General features: G+C 65.1%; 1 protein-coding gene. It reads right to left on the reverse strand.

The genetic code is table 11. The features are described 5' to 3' along the window. Positions 1-724 (reverse strand): cytidylate kinase family protein (locus AC08ON_RS08055; RefSeq protein WP_476616724.1); only part of this gene is annotated, 724 nt, incomplete at both ends.

Raw genomic sequence — 724 nt, forward strand, 5'->3', positions numbered from 1 at the left:
AGCGCGGTGACGGTGGCGTGCACGATAGGAGCGAACGCGGCGATGCCCCGATCCGCGGACTCCCGGTCCGCGGTCGGGATCAGATGCGAGTTACAGAGCACGAGGTCGTAACGATCGCGGTCTAGATAAAGATCGAACTGATGGCGGCGCGCGAAGGAATCGCGGGTATGAGTGTCCTTCTCCTGGACCAGTGCGTGGCACTGAGCCAAGGACAGGCGGGTGAGCGTCTGTGAGACCAGGCACTTGCGGGCGCGCGACGGTGGGTCGGACTCGATCCAGACCCGCACCAGCGGATCCGGTGCGAGCCAGGCCAGGGCCCACGTGTCGAACACCGTGCGCCGCCGGCTGGCAGCCAACTCCAACAGCCGCCGGTCCAACTCCTCGTCCACGGCATCACCTGCTCGGGCTGTCTGGATCTCGTTGTACCGTTCCAGCCAAGCCCTTTCCGCCGTGACGGGCATGCCGAGGATATCCAACAGCACCTCGGTTGCCGAGACATACTCATAGCCCAGCTCGCTGGCCAACAACCGAGCATGCGTGGTCTTGCCCGCAGCCGTCAGGCCAGCGAACGCCACATTCGCGCCATCAGGAAGAACATCTTCCGTCTCGGTGTGGTCGGCGGGTGTCCATTCACGGGTGACGGCTTGAGCAGCCCCGTGTTGATGTTGGTTTAGGTGGCGAGAGCGTGTGTGGGGCTGGCCGCGCGCCTGGCTGGCATCCAGGG

Source organism: Frankia sp. CoWAU3 (assembly GCF_977971855.1).